Raw genomic sequence first — 16,118 nt, forward strand, 5'->3', positions numbered from 1 at the left:
GGACGGACGAAGGTCTCCACTCCTCACCCCCACGACGCGAAATGCGCGGATCGTCCACAAAACCGGTCTTCCCCGGCATGACGCACGCGCGGCGACGGGCAATCTGGCCTCGCTCCGGTATCCGTCGGGCACACGGATGCCGGAGCGCACACCCCGAGGAAAGGAATTCACCATGAGCGACCACATCACCCTCGTCGGCAACATCGTCGGCGACCCCGAAGAACGCGCGACCCGCGGAGGCGACTCCATCGCGGCCTTCCGCCTGGCCGTAAGCGAGCGCCGATTCGATCGCGAGCGCGGACAGTGGATCGACGGGCACACCAGCTACTACGCCGTGTCGGCGTTCGGCGAACTCGGACGGAATGCGCTCGCGTCGATCCGAAAGGGCGAGCGCGTCGTGGTCTCGGGACGACTCCGCCTCCGCGAATGGGAGAACGAGACGAAGCGCGGTGTGAGCGCCGACGTGACAGCGGATGCGGTCGGACACGACCTTCGCTGGGGGACCACGCAGTTCCAGCGAACGCCCCGCGGCGAAACGGCGCGTTCCGAGCCCGACGAGACGCCGGCGGCGTCGAACGATGAATGGGCGGCTCCGACCGCTCCGAGCGAGCCTGTCGCCCCACCGCCGGGTGAGGAAACGGCCGAGCGTGAACGAACCGCGATCGAAGTCGCGGACGCCACGCCCTTTTGACCAGAATGCCGCGAGGCGGCGTGAGCCGTGAGCAGCTGGGCGCGCGGCCCAGGGCGATCAGCCCGGGCGGCCGCCCGAGCGCCCACCAGGGGCGCCCACCCCGGACCGCCGATCATGAGCGCTGGCCGTGGGGTGCGCATCACGGGCGCCCGCCGTGGGCGTGGGAAGCGCGGTCGGAGAAGGTCCGTAGAATCGAGCACGTGTCTCGCCCCTCTGGTCGTCTTCTCGCTCCCGCAGCGCTCGTCGCTCTCCTGGCCTTGAGCGGATGCACCGGGGCATCGCCCGAGCCCGCTCCGGTTCCGGCGACGACCGCGCCGGTGGGCTCGTCGGCGCCCGCCTCGTCGCCGACGGCCGCCCCCGCGCCGACATTGGAGCCGAACGGCTCAGCGGTCGACAACCTCCCTTACTTCTCGCAGATCGTCGCGGGCGTCGCGGGGGGGCCGAATCCGGTTTCCGGTCGCGCGTACATCGATGCGCTCGTTCAGGGCGGCTTCGACAAGGCCGCGATGCAGGTGACGCAAGACGAGTCGACGATCGGAAACCCCGCCGAGAGCATCGAGTTCTCGGTGAGGTGGGGAGACCAATGCCTCGTCGGGCAGGTTGGGCCGTCGATCGGCGCTCCCGTGAGCACAGTCCTTCCGGGACTCAGCTCCGGGGGATGTCTGATCGGTCAGACCCGTCCCATCGACTGGTGACGAGCCGTCCCGTCGAGAAGCGTCGCACTGCCGTGCACGCCCTCTCGCGCGGCTCTCTCCACCGCGGGCGCTGATCGACATCGGGGAGGCGAGCAACGGCACGGGCGCCAGATGTCCGTGCGCCCCGTAGACGCGCGGGAGCCCGGCCGCCGCTCCCGCGGGCCATAGACTGGTCAGGTTATGGCGGAATACATCTACTCCATGGTCCGCGCGCGCAAGGCCGTGGGCGACAAGCTGATCCTCGACGACGTCACGATGTCGTTCCTCCCCGGTGCCAAGATCGGCATGGTCGGGCCGAACGGTGCCGGTAAGTCCACGATCCTGAAGATCATGGCCGGTCTCGACACCCCCTCCAACGGAGAGGCCCGGCTGAGCCCGGGCTTCACGGTCGGCATCCTCATGCAGGAGCCCGAACTCGACGACAGCAAGACCGTCCTCGAGAACATCCAGGACGGCGTGGCCATCAAGCCGAAGCTCGACCGGTTCAACGAGATCTCGGCCCTCATGGCCGACCCGGATGCCGATTTCGACGCGCTGCTCGCCGAGATGGGCACGCTGCAGGAAGAGATCGACGCGGCCGACGGCTGGGACCTCGACTCCCAGCTCGAGCAGGCGATGGACGCCCTGCGTACGCCGCCGGCGGATGCGAGCGTCGTCCCCCTCTCGGGTGGCGAGCGCCGTCGCGTCGCGCTCGCGAAGCTGTTGCTGCAGAAGCCCGACCTGCTCCTCCTCGACGAGCCCACCAACCACCTGGACGCCGAGAGCGTGCTCTGGCTCGAGCAGCACCTGAAGGCCTACAAGGGCGCCGTCATCGCCATCACCCACGACCGGTACTTCCTCGACAACGTCGCGGAGTGGATCGCCGAGGTCGACCGCGGTCACCTCTACCCCTACGAGGGCAACTACTCCACCTACCTCGAGAAGAAGGCACAGCGTCTCGACGTCCAGGGCAAGAAGGACGCGAAGCTCCAAAAGCGCCTGAAGGAAGAGCTCGAGTGGGTCCGCTCCAACGCGAAGGGGCGCCAGGTCAAGTCGAAGGCGCGTCTGGCGCGCTACGAGGAGATGGCGGCCGAGGCCGAGCGCACCCGGAAGTTGGACTTCGACGAGATCCAGATCCCCGCGGGTCCGCGCCTGGGTAGCATCGTCATCGATGCCAAGAAGCTCGAGAAGCGGTTCGGTGACCGGTCGCTCATCAGCAACCTCAGCTTCAACCTGCCGCCGAACGGCATCGTCGGCGTGATCGGCCCCAACGGTGTCGGAAAGACCACGCTCTTCAAGACCATCGTCGGCCTCGAGCCCCTCGACGGCGGCACCCTGAAGATGGGCGAGACGGTCAAGATCAGCTACGTCGACCAGTCGCGCGCCAACATCGACCCCGAGAAGACGCTGTGGGAGGTGGTGTCCGACGGCCTCGACATCATCACCGTCGGCAAGACCGAGATCCCCTCGCGCGCCTACGTCTCGAAGTTCGGCTTCAAGGGACCCGACCAGCAGAAGAAGGCCGGCGTGCTCTCGGGTGGTGAGCGCAACCGCCTGAACCTCGCGCTCACGCTCAAAGAGGGTGGCAACCTGCTCCTCCTCGACGAGCCGACCAACGACCTCGACGTCGAGACGCTGAGCTCGCTCGAGAACGCGCTGCTCGAGTTCCCCGGCTGCGCCGTGGTCATCACGCACGACCGGTGGTTCCTCGATCGCATCGCCACGCACATCCTCGCCTACGAGGGCACCGAGGAGCACCCCGACCAGTGGCACTGGTTCGAGGGCAACTTCGAGGCCTACGAGGCGAACAAGATCGAGCGCCTCGGTGCCGACGCCGCGAACCCCTCGCGCTCGACTTACCGCAAGCTCACGCGTGACTGACGACGTCGCTTCGGTGACCCCCGACGAGGGTCCGGCATCCGCCGGGCCCTCGCGGGTTCATGTCCCCATCCACCTGCGCTGGGGCGATCTGGACGCGCTGGGCCACGTCAACAACACCTCGATGCTCAAGCTCCTCGAAGAGGCGCGTCTGCGGGCATTCTGGTTCAGCGACGGTGAGGGTGAACCCCTTCCGACCGCGGTGTTCGACATGGACGTGCTCGACAGCGGGGGCGACCGCGCCACGCTCATCGCGCGCCAAGAGATCGAATACCTCCGCCCGGTCCCGTACAGCCAGCGTCCCCTGGACGTGCGCATGTGGATCGGAGCGATGGGCGGCTCGAGCGCCGACATCTGCTTCGAGGTGTACAGCCCCGTCGGCGACGCCGAGCCGATCCTGTACGCGCGTGCCACGGCGGTCGTCGTCCTCGTCGACACCGCCAGCGGACGACCGATCCGCTGGAGCGAGACCGAGCGCTCGGCGTGGGCGCCCTACGTCGGCGCGCCCATCGAGTATCGCCGTCGGTCCGGCCGCAGCTGACCACGACGAAGCGAACGGATGCCGAGGTCTCGGCATCCGGATCAGTCGTGAGGCACCCGCACCATGACCTCCTGCGCGACGCTCGCGACGAGAATGCCGTCGCGCGTGTAGATCCGCCCCGTCGAGAGGCCGCGCCCGCCGCGTGCGTTCGGCGACTCCTGCACGTACAGGAGCCAGTCGTCGACACGGCCTGGACGGTGCCACCACATCGCGTGATCGAGGCTCGCGACGCGCAGCCCGGGAGTGTTCCACGCGACGCCGTGCGCGCGCATGATCGACTCCTGGATGGTGAGGTCGCTGAGGTAGGCCAGCGCAGCGCGGTGAACGGCGCGATCGTCGCTGATGGGGCGGCGCAGCTTCATCCACACCGCCTGCCGCGGGACGTGCGGACCCTCGGCGGACGAGTACAGCGGCGATGTCACATGGCGTACTTCGACGGGGCTGGCGGACAGCAGGCGTCGGCTGATCGGATGCAGCGCGTCGACCTCGAGAGCAGGGATGGCCTCAGGGGCCGGGATGCCCGCGGGCATCGGCTCGAAGTGCTCGAGTCCCGGGTCGTCGTCTTGGAACGACGCGATCATCGAGAAGATCGGCACACCGGACTGGAACGCCTGCGTCCGCCGTGTGGAGAAGGACCGACCGTCGTGGATACGGTCCACCGAGAACGTGATGCCGTCCGTCGGGTCGCCGGGACGCAGGAAGTAGCCGTGCATCGAGTGCACCGTCCGCTCGGGCGGAAGGGTGCGAGAGGCGGCCACGATCGTCTGCGCGAGCACCTGTCCGCCGTAGACACGACCGGTGGGCATCGGCTGCGACACACCCGTGAAGATGTCCTCGGTCGTCCGGGCGCCGGCGTCGCGGAGATCGAGCACCGCGAGGAGGGACGCCACGGGATCGTTGGCGTCGGTCACGCTGACTCCCGTTCCGGCGCGGCGTACCCGCACCGCTTGATAGTTTAGGGCGGGTGTCCGCGCGCCTGTTGTTCCCCGACCCGCAGGCGGCAGCCGACCTGCTCACCTTCGCCTCCCGGGCCATCCGTCTCGGCGACGGGACGGTCCGTCTGCGTGCCGCCGGCGGCGTCCTTGCCACGACCGCGGCTCCGCTCGCGCCGCGCGGCTTGTTCGACGCGACGCCCACGGTTCTCGGGATGCGGGTCTCGGCGATCGATCCGGAGCTCGAGTGCGACCTCGTCGTCGAGGCATCCGCGCTGCTGCCGGCCCCGGACGACGCGTCCGCCGTCGTCCTGCCCGAGACCGCGACCTCGCCCGCGTGGGCGGGTATCTCGCCTCCGCGGGGCGGATGGGAGCAGACGGATGCCATCGACGCCGCCGTTCTGGCATCCCGCGCCCAGTACGGGGTCGCCGCCGTGGCCGACGCGCTTCCCGCGGACGCGGGGGAGGACGTGGTCCGGGTTGTTCGCGCGCAGGTGTGGGGCCAGCCCGACGAGGCGCTCGGGGGGCTTCCCCTCGGTACGGCCTTCGCCGCCTTCGCTCTCGGATTCATCGCCGGGGGCGAGGAAGCGCTCGTACGCAGGAGCGGCGCGTGGACTCGCGTCACGCTCGCGCGAGGTCACGTCCTCGTGCGAGGGCCGGTGCGTTCCGGACTGACCGCGGTGCGCACGACCGGGAGCTGATTCAGGGAACACAAAGGCGGCGTCTCTACCCTGGATGCAGCAGGGGGAGTACTCCCATCGCGATGCATCCGTCATCACGAGGTCACCGTTGGCCTCCGGGTGCGTCGGGCCGATTCCGGTGGAGGAGACCTTGACGTCGCAGCCGCGCGCTGCCCGTCGAGAGGTACCCCCATGGTCTCGTTCTCCCGCCTGTTCGATCTCGCCTCGAAGGCCGTCGACAAAGCGTCGTCGTCCGGCGCCGGTTCCCGCCCCAGCACCGGCGGTGGGCGCGATTGGCGCGACGTGGTCCGGTCTGCCGCGGATGCCGTCACCGGCGACCGGCGCGGAGATGCGCCCGCGACGCCCGCGCCCGCCACGACGGGCCGCTACGCACCCCCTCCGGCCGCAGCTGCCTCCGGGGGCAGCGCGCACCCTGGACCCGCTTCCCCCGGAGTCTCGGCTGAGGCGCTGTCAGCCGAGGATCGCGCCGCGATCGCCCGCTACGACTACTTGCTGCGCACGGCCGACCCCGACCGGATCGAGCAGATGCACCGCGAGGCCTTCGCCCGCCTGACACCGGCGCAGCGTGCGCATGTGCGGGCGCGGATGGACGCCGAGCTCGCGCCGCACGAGCGGCCTCGCTCCGACGCCCCGGACGATCTCGCGCGCACGGCGACTCGGACCGAGGCGACCCGGCCGGGACGGATGGCGGGCCTCCTGTCCAAGGCCGGTCGTGGAGGACTCGTCGGGGCCGGCGTCGTGGGCGCAGGAGGACTGCTGGCGGCCGTCGCCGGCGGCGCTGTCGTCAGTGCCGTCGCTGCGCCCCTGCTCGCTCAGGCGGGACAGATGGGCGTCGACTTCGCGGGGCTCGCGGAGGGCGTCGACGTCGAGGCGCTGGCATCCGGTGTCGACCTCGCCTCGCTCGCCGAGGGATCCGGGATCGGCGAGTGGGCGGGTGGCGCTCAGGACGCCGTGAACGGGTTCGGTGAGCAGCTGTCGGGCTTCCAGCTTCCCGGCCTCGACGACATTCTCTGACGCCGTTCGCTCACCCGCACCGCGCGCGCAGGCTCAGGCGGCGCGCGGAGTGGGTGATCCGCACGGGACGGCCGCGCAGGAGAGGGCAGGTGACGCGCTCAGTCTGCAGCGCGGAGGGGGAGCCCGGTGTCGGGTCGACCGCCCTGCTGAGGCCCGATGCCCCGCGCCTCGAAGGTGTTGACCATCGCATACGCGGCACGCTCGAGGTAGTCCCAGAGGGGCGCCTCGAACGCGGGTGGGAGGGCGATCTCGTCCACCGCGGCACGCATGTGTCGCAACCATCGATCGCGCGCGTCGGGGTCGACGTGGAACGGCATGTGCCGCATGCGCAGGCGCGGGTGTCCGCGCGTCGCGCCATAGGTCGTCGGGCCGCCCCAGTACTGGGCGAGGAAGAGCGTGAGACGTTCGGCCGCGGGCCCGAGGTCTTCCTCGGGGTACATCGGCTTGAGCACCTCGTCGGTGGCGACACCGCGATAGAACGCATCGACCAGGCGGCGGAAGGTGTCCATCCCCCCGACCTGGTCGTAGAAGCTGACCGGCTCGCTCACGGGGTGTCCTTCTCGTCAGCCCTGACAGCGGGCGGGGTCGGCTTGGGCTGGTCGACGCCCGGCGCGTCCGGCAGGTTCACGACGGCCGTCGGGGTGTCGTCCCGCACGGCCTTCTTCTTCTTGACCCGGGGAGGCGCGTCGGACGTGTGGTCCTCGACCGTCTCGGACACCTCGAGCTTCCGACCGCGGGGGCGCCACCGCGGCCGCTCCGCGCCGGGAGCCACCTGCGTCTCCTTGGTCTTCGGCGGGTGCGCGCCCCGAACGCTCTGCGCGCCCTCGGGCCCGGTGAGCGTGATCGAGTTGAGCTGCGGCAGTGCGATCCCCATCGCGTCGATCGCGCGCTTCAGACGGGCGCGCAGCTCGCGGGCCACGTCGTCTTTCGCACTCGATCGGGTCTTCATGACGAGCCGGATGACGAGGGCGTCGCCGCTGATCGACTCCAGCCCCCAGATCTCGGGCTGCTCGATGATGCGCGAGCGCCACTTCGGCTCCTTCGCCATGGCCTTCGCGGCGGTGAGCATCGCGGTCTCGACATCGTCCAGATCGGCGTCCGTTGGAACCGCGAGGTCGATGATGACGCGTGACCACCCCTGTGACATGTTTCCGATGCGCGTGATCTCGCCGTTGCGGACGTACCAGAGGGTGCCGTTCACGTCGCGGACGTGGGTGATGCGCACGCTCACGAACTCGACGATGCCGGTCGCGAGACCGAGGTCGACGACGTCACCGATGCCGATCTGGTCTTCGGCGACGATGAAGATGCCGTTCAACACGTCCTTGACGATGTTCTGGGCACCGAAACCGAGTCCGGCACCGACAGCGGCCGTCAGCAGCGTGAGGGATGCCAGGGCGTCGGGAGCCACGATGGTGGCGATCCACACCAGGGCGACGACGACCAGGATCACGTTGACGATGTTCTGGAGGATCGTGCCCAGGGTGCGCGTGCGCTGGACGAGCCGGACGGCGTTCAGCGGCGACCTGTCGAGCGCTTGGGTGTCGTCGACCCGGGCTTTGCTCTTGGCACCGTTGACGATGCGGTCGACCACCCGGCGGATGACCACGCGCAGAAGCCACGCGGCGACCGCGATACCGACGATGATGCCGAGGATCTGGAGCAGCACGCCTCCGAACGCGAGCAGCTGGCCGCCGATCCAGGTCCAGGTGTCGAGGCTCGTCAGGTTGCTCGGATCGACCGACGGAGAAGGGGTCGGCGTGGGGGACGGTTCGGGGACTTCGGCGAGAAGTGACATCCCTCCCATCGTAACGAGCGGCTCCTCAGCGCGGCCTGGAAACGACGGATGCCCCCGCTCCCGAAGGGGCGGAGGCATCCGAGCTGAGGGCGGACGTTACACCGCGTCGTGCTCCTGAACGGCCAGGGCGCGCTCCACTCCGGCGAGGTTCTCGCTCACCAGTCGGCGGAGCGCCGGCGCGGCGTCCTCGTGCTCGGCGAGCCAGCCACGCGTGGCGTCGCGCAGAGCCGCGCTCGCGAGAGCGGCGGGATACAGACCCACGATGAGGTACTGCGCGATCTGGTAGCTACGCGACTCCCAGATCGGCAGCAGCATCGCGAAGTAGGGCTCGACGAAGTCGGCCAGGACTTCGACGGTCGCCGGGTTGGTGAAGCCCGCAGCGGTGGAGCGCACGATCGTGTTGGGAGCGTCGGTGCGTTCGATGAGCGAGTCCCACGCCTCCTGCTTCGCCTCGTGCGACGGCAGCGACGCCTTGGCCATCGCCGCGAACTCTCCGCCCTTCGCCGTGTTGTCGGCGGCGCGCGCCTCATCGATTTCGGCCGCGGTGACGGCGCCCGCCGAGGCGAGCGACACGAGCAGCTGCCACGACAGATCGGTGTCGATGGTCAGACCCTCGAGCGTGATCTCCCCGTCGCGCAGGGCTTTCACGGTCTCGGCGTGCGCGGGAGTGGATGCCGCCGACGCGAACGCCGTGACGAACTGCAGCTGGCTGTCGCTTCCGGCCTCAGCCGCTTGCGCGAGCTGCCACAGACCGTCGGCGACGCGCTCGCGCGACGCCTCTCGCTTCTCGGGCGCGACGTACGAGTTCGCCGCGAGCTGCAGCTGGGCCAGCGTCGTGCGGACGGTGGTCGACTCGGTCTCGGAGCCGATGTTGCGCAGCACGAGGTCGAGGTAGTCGGTCGCCGAGGCCTCGGCATCCCGAGTCTGATCCCACGCGGCGCCCCAGACGAGCGAGCGCGCCAGGGGGTCGGAGATGTCCTTGAGGTGTGCGATGGCCGTGGCGAGCGACCGCTCGTCGAGGCGGATCTTCGCGTAGGCGAGGTCGTTGTCGTTCAGCAGGACGAGGTCGGGACGACGGATGCCGCGCAGTTCGGGCACCTCGGTGCGGTCGCCGTCGACATCGATCTCGACGTGGTGCACCCGCTTGAGGGCGTCGGCATCGTTCAACGAGTAGAAGCCGACGCCCAGGCGGTGGGGACGGATGGTGGGGTAGTCGGCGGGGGCGGTCTGCACGATCGCGAAGCGCGAGACGGTGCCGTCCGCGCCTTCCTCGATGAGCGGGGTGAGGGTGTTGACGCCCGCGGTCTCGAGCCACTTCTTCGCCCAGTCGCCGAGGTCGCGACCGCTGGTGGCCTCGAGCTCGACAAGAAGATCGCCCACCTCGGTGTTCGACCACTGGTGCTTCTGGAAGTACGCGGCGACACCGGCGAAGAACTGCTCGATGCCGACCCAGGCGGCGAGCTGCTTGAGCACCGATCCACCCTTCGCGTACGTGATGCCGTCGAAGTTGACCTGCACGTCCTCGAGGTCGTTGATCTCGGCGACGACGGGGTGGGTCGACGGCAGCTGGTCCTGGCGGTAGGCCCAGGTCTTCTCCATCGCGTTGAAGGTCGTCCAGGCGGCCTCCCACTCGGTGGCCTCGGCCGTCGCGATGGTCGACGCCCACTCGGCGAACGACTCGTTCAACCAGAGGTCGTTCCACCACTTCATCGTGACGAGGTCGCCGAACCACATGTGGGCGAGCTCGTGCAGGATCGTGACGACGCGGCGCTCCTTCACGGCATCCGTCACCTTGCTCCGGAAGACGTAGGTCTCGGTGAACGTCACCGCACCGGCGTTCTCCATCGCGCCCGCGTTGAACTCGGGCACGAACAGCTGGTCGTACTTGGCGAAGGGGTAGGGGAAGCCGAACTTCTCCTCGAAGTAGGCGAAGCCCTGACGGGTCTTCTCGAAGACGTAGTCGGCATCCAGGTACTGCCAGAGGCTCTTGCGCGCGAAGACGCCGAGGGGGATGACGCGGCCGTCGGCACTCGTCAGCTCGCTGTAGGTCGCCTCGTAGGGGCCGGCGACGAGCGCGGTGATGTACGACGAGATGCGCGGCGTCGCGGGGAAGTCCCAGCGGGCAACGTCGTCGGAGACGGCCACCGGCTCGGGGGTGGGGGAGTTCGAGACGACCTTCCAACGCGCGGGCGCCGTGACCGAGAACGTGAACTCGGCCTTCAGATCGGGCTGCTCGAACACCGTGTACATGCGGCGGGAGTCGGGCACCTCGAACTGCGAATAGAGGTAGACCTCGCCATCGACGGGGTCGACGAAGCGGTGCAGACCCTCACCCGTGTTCGTGTACTCGCAATCGGCCTCGACGACGAGCTCGTTCTCGGATGCCAGGTCGTCGAGCGCGATGCGCGAGTCGGCGAACACGACGGCGGGATCGAGGGTGCGACCGTTCAGCGTGACGGAGTGGACCGTTCGCGCGATGAGGTCGATGAACGTCGATGCGCCCTCGGTGGCGGCGAAGGTGACCACGGTGCGCGAGGAGAAGACCTCGTCGCCGCGGGTGAGGTCGAGCTGCACGTCGTAGGCGCGCGTGTCGACGATCGCGCGACGCTCCTGTGCTTCGATGCGGGTGAGGTTCTCTCCTGGCACTGGCGTACTCCCTGGGATGAGGGTGGATCGTCGCAGAAAGCGCTCACGCGGATGACGACGAACGCCGTCGGCGACGATGACAACCAGATAAGCCTAGTCACGAGATAACCCGCATCCTGCCCCGTCGAGCAGGTGGGAGGATGTCACGGTGAGCACGACCGACACGGACACCAACCCTGAGACCGTCCTCTACGCGTCGCCCGCCGCGGCGTCCGGACCCAAGTGGGTCGAGACCCCCGTGGCGTACGACGGTATCCTCCTCGCCGGCTTCGGCGGACCGGAGGGCCAGGACGACGTCATTCCCTTCCTGCGCAATGTCACGCGCGGGCGCGGCATCCCCGATGAGCGCCTCGAAGAGGTCGCCCACCACTACCGCCACTTCGGCGGCGTGAGTCCCATCAACCAGCACAATCGCGAGCTGAAGGCTGCGCTCGAGGCGGAGATCGCGAGGCGCGGCTTGGCCCTCCCCGTCTATTGGGGCAACCGCAACTGGGCGCCGTACCTCGAAGAGGCCGTGACCGAGGCCGCTGAGGCCGGCGACACCACTCTTCTCGCCATCGCGACGAGCGCCTACAGCTCGTTCTCGAGCTGCCGCCAGTACCGCGAGGATTACGCCCGCGTGCTCGAGGCCACCGGTCTCGGCGAGACGGTGACCATCGACAAGGTCCGCCAGTTCTTCGACCACCCGGGCTTCGTCTCGACCTTCGTCGAGGGCGTGAAGGCCGCCGTGTCCGAGTTCACGGCGGACGGCATCGCCCCCGAGAAGATCCGCGTCCTCTTCTCGACCCACTCGATCCCCACCGCCGACGCGCAGCGTTCCGGCCCGCGCGACGTGGACTTCGGCGAGGGCGGTGCGTACGAGGCCCAACACAAGGCCGTCGCGGCGTTCGTCATGGCCGAGGTGGCCGCGGCCGTCGCCGACGTCGAGTGGGAACTCGTCTACCAGTCGCGCTCCGGCCCGCCGACGCAGCCGTGGCTCGAGCCCGACGTCAACGACGTGATCGCGGAGCTTCCCGGCCGCGGGGTGGAGGCCGTCGTGATCGTGCCTCTCGGCTTCGTGAGCGACCACATGGAGGTGCTCTGGGACCTCGACACCGAGGCGATGGAGGCCGCCGAGGAAGCCGGCATCCGCGCGGTGCGCACGCCCACTCCGGGGATCGACCCCGCGTATGTGTCGGGCCTGATCGACCTCGTCGAGGAACGCCTCAAGGGCACCCCGAAGGCCGAGCGTCCGCATCTGACGGATCTCGGTCCCTGGTACGACGTGTGCCGGCCGGGGTGCTGCGAGAACATCCGCGCGGGGTTCAAGCCCGTCGCCGCGGGTCTGCGTCCCTGACGATTCCTCCGATGCCGCCGTTCTCCCCGGGGAGCGGCGGCGTCGTCATGTCCGGCGCCAATGTCGTCGGCCCTCAATAGGATGAGCGCATGCGAATCCACCTCGGCACCGACCACGCCGGTCTCGAATTCTCGACCCAGATCCAGCACCACCTCGCCGCGCAGGGGCACGAGGTCGTCGACCACGGTCCGATCGAGTACGACCCGCTCGACGACTACCCCGCGTTCTGCATCCGGGCCGCGCAGGCCGTCGTGCGCGATCAGGCCGACGGTGTCGAAGCGCTCGGCGTCGTGTTCGGCGGATCGGGCAACGGCGAGCAGATCGCGGCCAACAAAGTCCTCGGGGTGCGCGCGGCGCTGGTGTGGAGCATTGCGACGGCGGAGCTCGCTCGCGAACACAACGACGCGAACGTGATCGCGATCGGTGCCCGTCAGCACACGTTCGAAGAAGCGTCCTCGTTCATCGACCGCTTCATCGCCACCCCGTTCTCGGGCGAGGAGCGCCACGCCCGTCGCATCGCGCAGCTCGCGGCGTACGAGCAGGACGGCATCCTGCTGCCCGACCCCCGCGAAGGACGCGCGCAGGCCGACGTCCTCGCGGCGGGCGACTCGTTCGACCCCGAGGCAGGCTGATGCCCGAAGGGCATTCCGTCCATCGCATCGCTCGGCAGTTCGCGCGGAACATCGTCGGCCGCACCGTGTCGGCATCCAGTCCGCAAGGGCGATTCGCCGAGGGCGCGTCGGTGATCGACGGGCGCGAGGCGATCGACGTGCGCGCGGTCGGCAAGCAGATGTTCCTGGCCTTCGACGGCGACGTGTGGCTGCGCGTGCACCTCGGGATGTACGGCGCCTGGGACTTCTCGGGCGAGATCGCCGTCGACGCGACCATCGCCTCGGCCAACGGTCGCATGGGGCACACGAACCAGCGCGGCACCGTTCTCGATGAGGACCCGATCCTGGATGCCGCGGGCGAGAACTCCCTGAGCTCGATCGGTGCTCCGCGGCGCGCACGTGTGCGAATGTCGGAGCAGACCACGGGGCTCGAGGAGCAGGTCGAATGGCCGCCCCCGGTGGTGGGGGCGGTGCGGCTGCGGTTGCTCACCGACACCACGTGCGCTGACCTGCGCGGCCCGACGGCGTGCGTCCTGCAGTCCCCGGACGAGGTCGCCGCGACCATCGCGAAGCTCGGACCGGATCCGCTCGTCGACGACGTGGCCGAGGGTGAGGAGCGTTTCGTCGCGACGGTGAAGAAGAAGCCGACCGCGATCGGTCTGCTGCTGATGGACCAGTCCGTGGTCAGCGGGATCGGCAACGTCTACCGTGCCGAGATCCTCTTCCGCGCGCGGCAGAACCCGCACACGCCGGGGCGCGACGTGCCCGAGGAGGTCGTGCGCGAGATGTGGCGCGACTGGGTGCGGCTCCTCTCGATCGGGGTCGAGACCGGTCAGATGATGACGATGGACGACCTCGACCCCGAGGCGTACCGTCGCGCGATGGCGCATCGCGACGACCGGCACTGGGTGTACCACCGCGCCGGGCTGCCGTGCCGCGTGTGCGGGACGACGGTTCTGATGGAGGAAGCTGCCGGGCGCAAGCTGTACTGGTGTCCGCGGTGTCAGGCGTGACGGGGATTCCGGTCCCTTCGACAGGCTCAGGGACCTGATCCACGGGCTCGGGGACCTGGGCGGCGGCCCCGATGCCTGGGGCATCGCCGGAGACGCGCGGCGGAGGTGGCTGAGCCTGTCGAAGCCACCGGGACCGGCGATCTAGGCTGGAAAGGTGCGTCAGAACCCGAGCTTCGCGATGACCGACGTCGGCGAACTCCGCCGTCTCATCCAACTTCACCCGTGGGTTACCCTCGTCAGCCAGGGCGACGAGGGTCTCGTCGCCTCGCACTACGCCGTCATGCTCGACGACGAACGCGACGACCTCACGATCGTCGGCCACGTGGGCAAGCCCGACGACGCGATCCTCGGCCTGGGCGAAAGGGAGCTGCTCGTCGTCGTCCAGGGACCGCACGGCTACATCACGCCGAGGTGGTACGGCGACGTCCCGGCGGTGCCGACCTGGAACTTCGTGTCGGCGCACCTCTCCGGCATCCCGGAGCTGTTGAGCCCGGCTGAAAACCTGCGCGTTCTCGAGCGCCTGGTCGAGCGGTTCGAGGGGACCGGAGACGAGGCGCGCGGCCTGTACACGCTCCCGAACGACGTGGCTTTCGTCGAGCGTCTCGAGCAGGGCACCGTGGGCTTCCGGCTCACGCCCACGCGGGTGACCGCCAAGCGCAAGCTGAGCCAGAACAAGGCTCCCGAGGTCGTCGACACGATCATCGCGGGACTCACGGAGCACAACCCCGACTTGGCGGCCGAGATGAGCCGCGCAGCCTCCGCTCGGGTGCGACCGTGATCGGCGAGAGCGTCGGCTTCGTCCGCGCGGTGCGCGTCGCCGGTTCGGGCCGCGAGCTGCTGCCGACCCTCGAGCCCGTCGACCTCGTCATCGAGAACGGTCTCATCGCCGACATCGCGCCGACCGGCAACCTGAAGCCCACGGGGCTGGTCCTCGACGGCGAGGGCGGATGGATCCTTCCCGGGCTGTGGGATCACCACGTCCACGTGCTCCAGTGGGCGCTGGCCGCCGACCGCGTGCCGCTCGGCGAGGTCGCCTCGGCCCGCGACGCCGCCGCGATCATGGGACTCGCTCCCGAGAGCGACGGCCGCCGAATCGGCTCCGGATTCCGCGACGGGCTCTGGCCCGATGTCCCGAACCTCCGGATGCTGGATGCCACGACCGGCGAGGTTCCGACCTACCTCATCAACGCCGACGTCCACAGCGTCTGGATGAACTCCGCAGCCTTCCGGCGCGAGGGCTTCGAGCCCGTGGCATCCGGGATTCTTCGCGAAGAGGACGCGTTCGAGATCTCACGCCGTCTGAACGCGGTGGAGCCCGGAATCGCCGATCGTTCGGTCGAGCGGATGGCGAACGCAGCCGCCGCCCGGGGGATCGTCGGCCTCGTCGACCTCGACATGACCTGGAACGACGAGCCGTGGCAGAGGCGCGTCGCCGGGGGATTCGACACCCTGCGCATCTCGTACGGCACGTACCCGCAGCACCTCGACCGCGCGATCGCCGAGGGCCTGCGCACGGGCGACAGCGTGCGCGGGGCGACCCACGATCTCGTGCGCGTGGGACCGTTGAAGGCCATCACCGACGGTTCGCTGGGGACGAGGACGGCGGCCTGCGCTCATCACTACCCCGGCGAGGTCGACAACCACGGCCTGCTGACGATCGCGCCCGACGAACTGGTCGAGATGATGACCAGGGCGACGGCGGCGGGTCTCGAGTGCGCCATCCACGCGATCGGCGACATCGCGAACGCGCACGCGCTCGACGCCTACGCCCTGACGGGCGCGGTGGGCACCATCGAGCACGCCCAGCTCGTCGCGCACAGCGACATTCCACGCTTCGCGCGGCTCGGGGTCGCCGCGAGCGTGCAGCCCGAGCACGCGCTCGATGACCGCGACATGACGGATGCCATCTGGGCCGAGCAGTCCGCGCAGCCCTACCCCCTGCGGGCGCTGGCCGACAGCGGAGCCAACCTGCGCTTCGGATCGGACGCGCCGGTCGCCCCTCTCGACCCGTGGGCGGCCATGGCGTCGGCGGTGTTCCGCACGCGGGACGGCCGCGATGCCTGGCAACCTCACGAGCGAGTGAGCATCGAGACGGCGATCGCGGCATCCACCGTCGGCGGGTCGACCGCACCGGCCGAGATCGCGCCCGGGGCCCTGGCCGACCTCGTCGTCGTGGGAGCCGACCCCCTCACCGCCGACGAAAGAGGCCTTCGTTCGATGCCGGTTCGCGCAACGCTCCTCGCGGGCCGCGTCACCCACGGCGCCTGAGTCCCGCCGCGCACG

At 69.5% G+C, this 16,118-nt stretch carries 15 protein-coding genes; 11 read left to right on the plus strand and 4 right to left on the minus strand.

All coding sequences use genetic code 11. From position 1 onward, the window contains the following. The first annotated feature begins 172 nt into the window (after nt 1-172). The 4 genes from ssb (at nt 173) to P2P98_RS13745 (ending at nt 3,784) form a co-directional block, all read left to right on the plus strand. Nucleotides 173-691, plus strand: coding sequence for a single-stranded DNA-binding protein (gene ssb / locus P2P98_RS13730; RefSeq protein WP_275800598.1), 519 nt, complete (start codon nt 173-175; stop codon nt 689-691). 200 nt (nt 692-891) lie between these two features. Further along, nucleotides 892-1,386, plus strand: coding sequence for a hypothetical protein (locus P2P98_RS13735; protein ID WP_275800600.1), 495 nt, complete (start codon nt 892-894; stop codon nt 1,384-1,386). Between the two features lie 180 nt (nt 1,387-1,566). Next, nucleotides 1,567-3,246 carry an energy-dependent translational throttle protein EttA gene (ettA, locus tag P2P98_RS13740; RefSeq protein ID WP_058596072.1) on the plus strand — a complete coding sequence of 560 codons (1,680 nt, stop codon included), beginning with the start codon at nt 1,567-1,569 and terminating at the stop codon, nt 3,244-3,246. Beyond that, the gene (locus P2P98_RS13745) at nt 3,239-3,784 is read left to right on the plus strand and encodes a thioesterase family protein (RefSeq protein ID WP_275800602.1); all 546 of its coding nucleotides are present in this window, start codon (nt 3,239-3,241) and stop codon (nt 3,782-3,784) included. The genes ettA and P2P98_RS13745 overlap by 8 nt, the downstream gene beginning before the upstream one ends. A gap of 41 nt (nt 3,785-3,825) precedes the next feature. Here P2P98_RS13745 and P2P98_RS13750 read toward each other — a convergent pair whose 3' ends face one another. After that, nucleotides 3,826-4,695 carry an acyl-CoA thioesterase II gene (locus P2P98_RS13750; RefSeq protein ID WP_275800604.1) on the minus strand — a complete coding sequence of 290 codons (870 nt, stop codon included), beginning with the start codon at nt 4,693-4,695 and terminating at the stop codon, nt 3,826-3,828. Nucleotides 4,696-4,748: 53 nt separating this feature from the next. On the opposite strand from P2P98_RS13750, the gene P2P98_RS13755 reads away from it, so the two are divergent. Both P2P98_RS13755 and P2P98_RS13760 read left to right on the plus strand, forming a co-directional pair. After that, a complete protein-coding gene (locus P2P98_RS13755) occupies nt 4,749-5,417 on the plus strand; it encodes a hypothetical protein (protein WP_275800606.1) in 669 nt (222 codons plus the stop codon). A gap of 171 nt (nt 5,418-5,588) precedes the next feature. After that, a complete protein-coding gene (locus P2P98_RS13760; protein ID WP_275800608.1) occupies nt 5,589-6,431 on the plus strand; it encodes a cation-transporting ATPase in 843 nt (280 codons plus the stop codon). Between the two features lie 98 nt (nt 6,432-6,529). On the opposite strand, the gene P2P98_RS13765 is transcribed toward P2P98_RS13760, so the two are convergent. The 3 genes from P2P98_RS13765 to pepN form a co-directional block, all read right to left on the minus strand. Next, the gene (locus P2P98_RS13765; protein WP_275800610.1) at nt 6,530-6,979 is read right to left on the minus strand and encodes a globin; all 450 of its coding nucleotides are present in this window, start codon (nt 6,977-6,979) and stop codon (nt 6,530-6,532) included. After that, nucleotides 6,976-8,229: a mechanosensitive ion channel domain-containing protein gene (locus tag P2P98_RS13770; RefSeq protein ID WP_275800612.1), complete on the minus strand. Its 1,254-nt coding sequence runs from the start codon at nt 8,227-8,229 to the stop codon at nt 6,976-6,978. The genes P2P98_RS13765 and P2P98_RS13770 overlap by 4 nt, the downstream gene beginning before the upstream one ends. A 96-nt stretch (nt 8,230-8,325) precedes the next feature. Next, nucleotides 8,326-10,875: an aminopeptidase N gene (gene pepN / locus P2P98_RS13775; RefSeq protein WP_275800613.1), complete on the minus strand. Its 2,550-nt coding sequence runs from the start codon at nt 10,873-10,875 to the stop codon at nt 8,326-8,328. A 148-nt stretch (nt 10,876-11,023) separates the two neighbouring features. Between pepN and P2P98_RS13780 the strand changes: the two genes are divergently transcribed. The 5 genes from P2P98_RS13780 (at nt 11,024) to P2P98_RS13800 (ending at nt 16,103) form a co-directional block, all read left to right on the plus strand. Then, the gene (locus P2P98_RS13780) at nt 11,024-12,211 is read left to right on the plus strand and encodes a ferrochelatase (RefSeq protein ID WP_275800615.1); all 1,188 of its coding nucleotides are present in this window, start codon (nt 11,024-11,026) and stop codon (nt 12,209-12,211) included. A gap of 89 nt (nt 12,212-12,300) precedes the next feature. Next, complete coding sequence (locus tag P2P98_RS13785; protein ID WP_275800617.1) at nt 12,301-12,843, plus strand: ribose-5-phosphate isomerase; 543 nt, start codon at nt 12,301-12,303, stop codon at nt 12,841-12,843. Beyond that, nucleotides 12,843-13,835: a DNA-formamidopyrimidine glycosylase family protein gene (locus P2P98_RS13790; protein WP_275800618.1), complete on the plus strand. Its 993-nt coding sequence runs from the start codon at nt 12,843-12,845 to the stop codon at nt 13,833-13,835. The genes P2P98_RS13785 and P2P98_RS13790 overlap by 1 nt, the downstream gene beginning before the upstream one ends. Before the next feature lie 154 nt (nt 13,836-13,989). Further along, complete coding sequence (locus P2P98_RS13795) at nt 13,990-14,613, plus strand: FMN-binding negative transcriptional regulator (RefSeq protein WP_275800620.1); 624 nt, start codon at nt 13,990-13,992, stop codon at nt 14,611-14,613. Next, a complete protein-coding gene (locus P2P98_RS13800) occupies nt 14,610-16,103 on the plus strand; it encodes an amidohydrolase family protein (RefSeq protein ID WP_275800622.1) in 1,494 nt (497 codons plus the stop codon). The genes P2P98_RS13795 and P2P98_RS13800 overlap by 4 nt, the downstream gene beginning before the upstream one ends. Nucleotides 16,104-16,118: the final 15 nt, after the last annotated feature.

It is taken from the genome of Microbacterium sp. Kw_RZR3, from assembly GCF_029222405.1.
GTDB lineage: Bacteria > Actinomycetota > Actinomycetes > Actinomycetales > Microbacteriaceae > Microbacterium.